Origin of the sequence: Streptomyces sp. NPDC020489, assembly GCF_044386545.1 — a bacterium.
Lineage (GTDB): Bacteria > Actinomycetota > Actinomycetes > Streptomycetales > Streptomycetaceae > Streptomyces.
In genome coordinates, this window is the sequence record NZ_JBIRUZ010000020.1 from 159394 (window position 1) to 167682 (window position 8289).

The following is an 8289-nucleotide window of genomic DNA, read 5'->3' on the forward strand; positions in this document are numbered from 1 at the left end:
GCCTGACCCTGCGGACGCGTGCCACTGCGAGCGCCTGACACCACGGGCGCGTGCCACGGCGAGCGCCTGACGCCACGGGCGCCTGACACTGCGCGCGCCCGAGACCACAAATGCCCGAGACCACGCATGCTCGAGACCACGCACGCCCGCGACCGGGCCGCCTGCGAGATCGGGGCGGCCTGAACGGCGCCTCGACCGAGATCGCAGACCGCGCTGGAGCCAGCGATGGTCGAGCCGAGGGAGGGACCCCGAGGGGCCTCGTCCTCAGCTCACCGCCGCATAGTTCTCGTACACCTCGTCATCGTCGAGGGGCAGGATGCCGACCCCTCGCTCGTACTCCGTACGCGCGGTCTCCAAAAGCCGGCGCCAGGAGGTCACGGTGGGCCGCCTGCGCAGCAGTGCGCGGCGCTCCCGCTCGGTCATTCCTCCCCACACGCCGAACTCGACGCGGTTGTCGAGCGCGTCTGCGAGGCACTCCGTGCGCACCGGGCATCCGGTGCACACCGCCTTGGCCCTGTTCTGCGCTGCTCCTTGAACGAACAGTTCATCCGGATCGGTAGTGCGGCAGGCCGCCTGCGCACTCCAGTCGACTACCCAGCCCATACCGGCGCCGTCCTCTCCCGAATCGAGGCTCCCCCACGGCGGCAGCGGCATATTCACCGCCGCCAGTTGAGGACGTTACGGAAGGTGGGCACAGCGCAACACCCCCTTCGGGCCCAATCTTGAATGGCCCGAACGGACTATGCGTAAGCGGCAGATCACCCGGGGGAGTGAGCCTGCGACATGCGTGATCATCCCGGCAAAGCGGGACAGTTCAGTTGAGTCACAACGGGCACCAGGTGACACACAAGGCGGATTCGGGCACGCCCCCCTCAGAAAATCGGGGAACCTCCGGAACGATTCGGGGTCGCCGGACGTATTGATACGTAGCCGCACTGCTGTGACAGTTGAGAGCAGCTTAGGCCAAGGCCTGCGCGCGTGTCCGGCGAATGAGAAGGTAGGCGCTCACTTCGCCATGCGCTCGAAACGGCCCCAGGGACCCGTCGAACGTTCATGAGTACGGATTAGGCTGCCCCCATGTCGAAGAAGCGCTCCGGTGGAGGCCTGTCCCCCACCCAGCAGGCCGCCAAGTTCCTCGGTGTCAGCGTGCTCGCGGGTGCGGTGCTGGCAGGCATCGCGCTGCCGGCCTTCGGTGCGCTCGGACTCGCCGCCAAGGGATCGGTGGAGAGCTTCGACGAGCTCCCGGCCAACCTCAAGACGCCGCCGCTGAGCCAGCGCACCACGATCCTGGACGCCAAGGGCGGCACCATCGCCACGGTGTACTCGCGCGACCGCACGGTGGTCGAGCTCAAGGACATCTCGCCGTACATGCAGAAGGCGATCGTCGCGATCGAGGACTCGCGCTTCTACCAGCACGGCGCGGTGGACCTCAAGGGCGTGCTGCGCGCGCTCAACAAGAACGCGCAGAGCGGCGGGGTCGCCGAGGGCGCGTCCACGCTCACCCAGCAGTACGTGAAGAACGTCTTCGTCGAGGAGGCGGGCGACGACCCGACGAAGGTCGCGCAGGCCACCCAGCAGACCCTCGGCCGCAAGATCAAGGAGCTGAAGTACGCGATCCAGGTCGAGGAGGAGCTCGGCAAGAAGAAGATCCTCGAGAACTACCTGAACATCACGTTCTTCGGCCAGCAGGCCTACGGCGTCGAGGCCGCCGCCCAGCGCTACTTCTCCAAGTCCGCCAAGGACCTCACCCTCGCCCAGTCCGCGCTGCTCGCCGGCATCGTCCAGTCGCCGAGCCGCTACGACCCGATCAACGACGAGGCCGAGGCCACCAAGCGGCGCAACACCGTGCTCCAGCGCATGGCCGAGGTCGGCGACATCTCCCGCGCGGAGGCCGCCAAGGCCCAGGAGGAGAAGATCGACCTGAAGGTCAGCCGGCCCAAGAACGGCTGCATCACCGCGGTCGACAACGCCGGCTTCTTCTGTGACTACGTGCGCAACGTCTTCCTGCGCGACCCGGTCTTCGGCAAGACCAAGGAGGCCCGGGCCAAGATCTGGAACCAGGGCGGCCTGACCGTCCGTACGACGCTCGACCCGCAGGCCCAGGACTCCGTCAAGAAGTCGCTGAAGGACCACGTCTACAAGAGCGACAAGGTCGCCGCCGCGGCCACGCTCGTCGAGCCCGGCACCGGCAAGATCGTGGCGATGGGCCAGTCGAAGCCGTACGGCACCAACGCCGAGCAGCACGAGACGGTGATCAACTACTCGGTCGGCTACGGCATGGGCGGCTCCAACTACGGCTTCCCGACCGGTTCGACGTTCAAGCCGTTCGTCGCGGCGGCCGCGCTGGAGGAGGGCCGGCCGGCCAACCAGGAGTACTCGTCGCCGTACCAGATGGAGTACCCGAGCCCCGTCCAGACCTGTGACAGCAAGCCGTGGGTCAACACCAACCACGAGACGCTGGAGAACGAGTCGGAGTCGGAGAAGGGCCCCTACCGCCTGCGCAAGGCGATGGAGCTGTCGGTCAACACCTACTTCGTGCAGATGATCTCCGACATCGGCCTGTGCCCCGTGGTCAACATGACCAACAAGCTCCAGGTCGTGCAGGGCAACGGTGACAAGCTGCCCGAGGTGCCCGCGATCGCGCTGGGCTCCAGGGGCATCTCCCCGCTGACGATGGCGACCGCGTACGCCGCCTTCGCCGCCCGCGGCATGTACTGCACGCCGGTCGCCATCGAGTCGATCACGCAGAAGGTCGGCCAGCAGCAGAAGTCGCTGGAGGTGCCCAAGTCGACCTGCTCGCGCGCCATGTCCGAGACGACGGCGGACACCATCAACCAGCTCCTCAAGGGCGTGGTCGACTCCGGTACCGGCACGGCGGCGGGCCTCTCCGACCGCGACAACGCCGGTAAGACGGGTACGACGGACTCCCGCAAGAACGCCTGGTTCGTCGGCTACACGCCGAACCTGTCGGGCGCCGTCTGGGTGGGCAGCGCCACCCAGAAGGTGGAGATGAAGAACATCTACATCGGCGGCGAGTACAACGACCTCGTCTACGGCGGCAGGGTCCCGGGCCCGATCTGGAAGGACGCCATGACCGGCGCCCTCGCGGGCAAGGACTCCCCGCCGTTCAACTTCGTCCAACTCCCCAACGACAACCCGGACCGCGGCGACGGGAACGGTGACGGCAACGGGGACGGGGACGGGGACGGAAATGAGGACGGGAACGGCAACGGGAACGGCAACGGAGACGGGGACAACGGCGACGGTGACGGCGGCTCCAACGGCGGCTCGGACAACGGCGGCACGGACGGCGGCACCTTCCCGGACCCGACCTTCTCGATCCCGGAGGGGCTGTTCCAGGGGAACAACGGCAACGGCGGCGGACGCGGGTAACGGGTCCGGCCGAGCAGGCCGCTGAGGACACCGGGGCCGATTCAAGGCTGGCGTGATTGCGTCAACTTGGGTCGGCCCCTCGCTGTCTCATGTGGCGCCGACGACGATGGTGCGCATGGCTGGCGATCTCTCCCGACGACTGGTCTCCGACGAGTTGTGGGCCCTGACGGAGCCGTTGCTGCCGGTGTTCGCACCCCGCAGACAGGGCGGGGGCACGGCTCCCGTCGACGAGCGCGCGGTGTTCACGGCGGTGGTGTACGTGCTGACCAGTGGATGCGCCTGGCGGCTGCTGCCGCCCTGGCTCGGGGTCTCGACGGCGACCGCGCATCGCCGGTTCATCGCCTGGACGCGGGCCGGGGTGTGGCGGCGGCTGCACCGGACCGCGGTGCGGGGCGGGCTGGTGAGAGCGGGTGACACCGACTGGGCCACCGCGATCGTGAACGCGGCGGCATCGCGGGCCGGAGAAGACCCGGTTCGGCCCTCATAAAAGCCGCCACGCGAGACGGACACGAAGACACCGAATTACTCAGCAATCCCCCAACTCGGGCACCCCCCAATCCCTTGACCCCTCAATTGCCTTGATGATCCACTGACCATCAAGCGCATGAGGGGAGGAGGGATTTCCATGGGATCGCCGAACATCTCCAAGAGGCGAACGACCGCCTTTTCGGCAGGCACGGCAGCCGCTCTGGCAATTCTGGCCGGCGCCACCGCATGCGGCTCGGGAAACGCCGACGAAGAAGGCAGGGGGCCGGTCGCGGCGAGCACTCAAAAAGAATCCCTCGCCCGCCCCGCCAAGGGCCCGCTCGACGTTGCCATGAGAAAAACGGCAGACCAGCGCAAAGGTTTCTCGCTCCGCGATGCGACAAGCCTGGGACGATATGTGAGTCCGGCGTACGCGAAGAAATTCAAGGTCTGCTTCGAAAAAGAGAAACCGAACCTCAGCGCGGTGGTCCTCTTCGCGGTCCGGAATTCCGAGACATGCCCCCACAAGATCGGCGCCGAAGCTAAAGCCGGAGCGAAAGCCGACGCGACGCCCGACGTCGTCGGCACCCGGCTCCGCAAGGCCACCGAGCAGCTCGTCCTGGCGGGCCACGCACCGCAGCACATACACGTGGACGTGTCCGGCAAAGCCGTCTCCACAGAGCGCAGTTGGTCCTACGAGGTCTGCGAGCAGACCCCCTCGGCCGGCACCCCCTTCTCGGCGGACCTGAGGCCGCGGCTCGTGATCTCGGCCTCCTGCCACCGGGACTGAACCCAGAATCCGACGGATCCACCACGAGAACACGAAGGAGTAACCCCATGCGCAAGATCGCACGCGCCGCGGCCGTACTTCCGATCATGGCGGCGCTCAGCATCGGCATGACGGCGACCGCCGAGGCCGAGTCGAACTGCACCGACTACTCCGACAACGGCGGCGCCAAGGCCACGTTCCAGGCGCGCGGCGAGCATCTCCTGGTCGACGACATCTTCGCCGACGGCCACTCCGCCATCGGCGGAATCGAGATCTACGGCGACGGCCACTACTTCTACTGGAACAGGAACGGCGCGGACTCCGGCGTACGCGACGTCAACCTCGACATCGCCGAGGGAACCAGCGTCGTCATCAATGCCTGGCTCGGCGACTGGGACGGCACCGTCACGGGCGGCATCGACTTCGGTTCCAACGTCGTCATGAACTGCCATGGCGTGGCCTGACCCACGTCGTTCGCACCCTCCCACCAGAACGGAAGTGTGATTGACCATGCGCAGAATGCTCGCGACCTCGGCCGCCCTCGCCCTGTCGGTCACCGGCCTCAGCATGGCGACCGCCCCCGGCGCCTTCGCCGCCACTGAGGCGGCCGCCGAGTACGGCTGTGCGGGGAGCCTCGTCGACACGTACAACTCACCCGCGACGGGAGAGGTGTGGGCGCAGCTGCGCCTGTACTACTCCTCGGCGAACGGCGGAACGAACTGTGCCGTGCTGGTGGCGAAGAAGTACTACGGCGATCTCCACTACATGGAAGTCGGCATCAACATATCCGGCAGCAGCAACACCAAGCTCGACTCCGGTGCGTACAAGTACTACGCGGGACCGGTCTCGGTGACCTCGACCAACGGGCACTGCATCGACGTCGGCGGGGGCGAGGACATCGGCGGCCTGTGGGCCGGCAGGAGCCTCAAGAGGGTCCACTGCGGATGACCGTGCGTCGCTGACACGGAGAGCTGACACGGAGAGCTGACACGGAGAAGGGGCCCGGCGCGGCCGGGCCCCTTCTCCGTGTCCGGCCGACCGCGGACTACGCCACCTCCACGACACCGCACAGCACCGGATCTGGCTGGAGATCGTCTCCCTCGCACCGGACCAGGTTTCCTCGCCTGGATGCCGATGCTCGCCCTGACGCAGAAACCCGGCATTCCCAGGAGACGCACAAAGTTGATCAGATGCACAAACCTGACATTTGGTCCGACGTAATTGCGCCACTCGAAGTCCGGTCCGGGATCTTTGCCGTGCCCCTACGTCCGCTTGGCCGGGTTTATTCAGCTGTCCGTTGCCTGTGGCACTTCCTAAACTGGCCACGCGGTCGACGCAGAATCGACGCGGGGGAGGGCTACGTTGGCCAGTACGCCGGAATCTGATGGGAGCACCGAAACGCCGTACATCGACGTTGATGACCGAAGAATTCTGAATTTCCTCTATGCGGGACTCAATGACGCATCCATAGGGCGGCGCTTGGGAATGGGCCACCGCACGGTGCAGCGCAGAGTGCAGCGCCTCATGGATCGCCTCGAAGTAGTCGGGCGCGTGGCTCTGGGGGCGCGTGCCCAGGCCCTCGGTCTGCTGCCGCCGCCCGGCCCGCAAAGGTCGCGGAGGGGCACCGCCGCGTCAGTGCGGACGGTTGACGGGAAGGTGCCGCCAGGCACGCGAGAGGCGCACCAGCGCCGCGATGACGCCGATACCGAAGACGGCCGCCCCGAGCGGAACACTGCGCAGCACGCCGAGGGTGACCCCGGCGGCGATGACGAGCAAGGTCCCTGAGAACACGATCTGGCGTCTGGGGTCGCCGAGCTTCCAGAAACCGAGGAGCGAGAACACCACCCAGACGACGAGGAAGGCGATCGATATCAGGACCATGTCGTTGCGCTCCTAGGCAGGGCACCCGGGAGGGGGCGGGGAAACACCCCCTCCCGGGTCAGTCTCGCATCACCCCACGTTGTAGTCGGAATCCCCGCTCGACAGGTCGAAGCAGGTCTTGCCCGCCCGGTTCACCCCCGGTCCGTCGGAGAGGTCGATGCCCCAGGGATTGCCACCGTGCCCGGAGAGCTGGTCGCAGTATCCGTAGGGTGTGTCGTTGCCGCTGACGGCCGCGACCCGGCTGAAGGCCTTGAAGTCACCGGTGATGACCGGCTCGGACGACAGGACCATCTCCCCGTCCAGCTTCATCGACTCGCCATTGCGGTAGAGGTACTGGTTCGGCATGAAGCTGGAACGCAGGATCGCGCTGCCGGAGTTCTCGCTGTACCGCTTGCGGATCTTGCCGTCGGAGCAGGAGACGAAGTTGAGCTCCTGCCAGATCGGCGGCGACTGGGTGAAGATCGATCCCGTGACGCCGGTCTTGAAGAAGGCGTTGTAGATCTCGCCCATCAGAGACCGCACGGCCGAGGGCACCACCGTGCCCGACGCCGAGGCCCGGTCCCGCCACGCCGCGACCTCGGAGTCCACCTTGGAGACCCCCAGCATCGGCCGGTAACCGATGGAGCCGCCGGCGGTATAGGTGGCGGCGACACACTTGCCGTTGGCGCCGGAGGCGGCGTACCCGCTGGTGTTGGTGATCTCGGGCTTGTGTCCGACGGGCGCGTACGCGCGGCCCGGGATGATCCCCGTCGAGTTGGTGTCCGTGGTGACCGTGCGTCCGTCGTGTTCGTTGAGATCGACGGTCGAGTAGTTCAGATCGGGCGGCGCGATGCCGTAGTCCTTCTGGATGGCTTTGAAGGTGTCCATCACGAAGTCGGGCAGGTGCGTGTCCGCGGTTCGGGAGTCGTAGGCGACTTCCTCGCTGCCCTCGATCACCGTGCCGTCGTCGGCGGCGATGTAGCTCACTGTGGCCTTGCTCTTGATCTTGTAGGTGCTGTCGTTGGTGTCGAAGTACGACGGCTTGGTGCCGCCGGGACGGTCCTGGTAGCGGTTGGAGTAGTGCATCCAGGCGGGGACGCTCTTGCCGTCCGGATGCTCGGTCGGGTGCGTGCCCGATTCCCTGACCCAGGTGTTCCAGGTGCCCATGGCGGCCTTGATCTCGGGCTTCACACACCCCGTGGACGGGCTGTCGATGCACGTGGGCAGGTCGAGCACGGCCTGGGAGGTCTTGGTCCCCCAGTCGTAGAGGGACTGCCTGTCCTTGAACGGCGTGTTGAAGAACATGGTGCTCGCCGGGTCGGTGTCGACGTTCTGGTCCTCGTCGAAGAACGCGATCGCCTCGACGGTGTCCTTGACGTACCGACCGCTGATCGGCTGAACGGCGACCGCGTCGAAAGCGATGTCCGCGTCGCCGGTGCCGTCCCTGGTGATCGTGGACAGGTTCACGACCGGTGCGGCGTCGAACATGAAGGCGCCGATGGACACCCAGCGGTTGCCGGTGCCGGGCTGGGAGACCACACGGGTCCTGGTGCCGTACTTCGTGGCCACCTTGTACTCCGCGTACTTCGTCTGCGCCCCGTGGTCGGGCAGGTGCACCCAGATCTTGGCCGCGCCGTTGACCGCCTGGTTCAGCTTCCAGGTGGCCGTCATCTTCAGGCGCTGGCCCTTGGCGTCGTTCTGCCGGGTGTGGCCGAAGTAGAAGTGGCCGCCGAAGCCGGCGCCGAGTTGGTGCAGGTCCACTTTCGCGGGCCATGTGCCGATGATCGTCTGGCCGTCGGGGG

7 protein-coding genes and 1 pseudogene are annotated in these 8289 nt (G+C 66.8%); 5 read left to right on the forward strand and 3 right to left on the reverse strand.

The features are described from left to right. Nucleotides 1–264: 264 nt before the first annotated feature. Nucleotides 265–603 (reverse strand): transcriptional regulator WblA, encoded by a 339-nt coding sequence (gene wblA / locus ACH41F_RS38230; protein WP_391241848.1) that lies wholly within the window; start codon nt 601–603, stop codon nt 265–267. A gap of 474 nt (nt 604–1077) precedes the next feature. On the opposite strand from wblA, the gene ACH41F_RS38235 reads away from it, so the two are divergent. From ACH41F_RS38235 to ACH41F_RS38255, 5 genes are all read left to right on the forward strand, one after another. Next, nucleotides 1078–3393, forward strand: coding sequence for a transglycosylase domain-containing protein (locus tag ACH41F_RS38235; RefSeq protein WP_391241851.1), 2316 nt, complete (start codon nt 1078–1080; stop codon nt 3391–3393). 115 nt (nt 3394–3508) lie between these two features. Beyond that, nucleotides 3509–3880 (forward strand): transposase, encoded by a 372-nt coding sequence (locus tag ACH41F_RS38240; RefSeq protein WP_398839590.1) that lies wholly within the window; start codon nt 3509–3511, stop codon nt 3878–3880. Nucleotides 3881–4018: 138 nt separating this feature from the next. Continuing rightward, on the forward strand, nt 4019–4648 hold the full coding sequence (locus tag ACH41F_RS38245; RefSeq protein ID WP_398839591.1) for a hypothetical protein: 630 nt from the start codon (nt 4019–4021) through the stop codon (nt 4646–4648). 47 nt (nt 4649–4695) lie between these two features. Then, a complete protein-coding gene (locus ACH41F_RS38250; protein ID WP_391241859.1) occupies nt 4696–5091 on the forward strand; it encodes a hypothetical protein in 396 nt (131 codons plus the stop codon). 55 nt (nt 5092–5146) lie between these two features. Next, nucleotides 5147–5575, forward strand: a complete 429-nt coding sequence (locus tag ACH41F_RS38255) for a hypothetical protein (protein ID WP_391241862.1) — start codon at nt 5147–5149, stop codon at nt 5573–5575. A gap of 684 nt (nt 5576–6259) precedes the next feature. Here the strand turns inward: ACH41F_RS38255 and ACH41F_RS38260 are convergent. Further along, entirely contained in the window at nt 6260–6508 is a 249-nt protein-coding gene (locus ACH41F_RS38260) for a hypothetical protein (protein WP_391241864.1), read from the reverse strand. 69 nt (nt 6509–6577) lie between these two features. Further along, nucleotides 6578–8289 (reverse strand): annotated as a pseudogene (locus ACH41F_RS38265) (hypothetical protein); the annotation flags it as partial.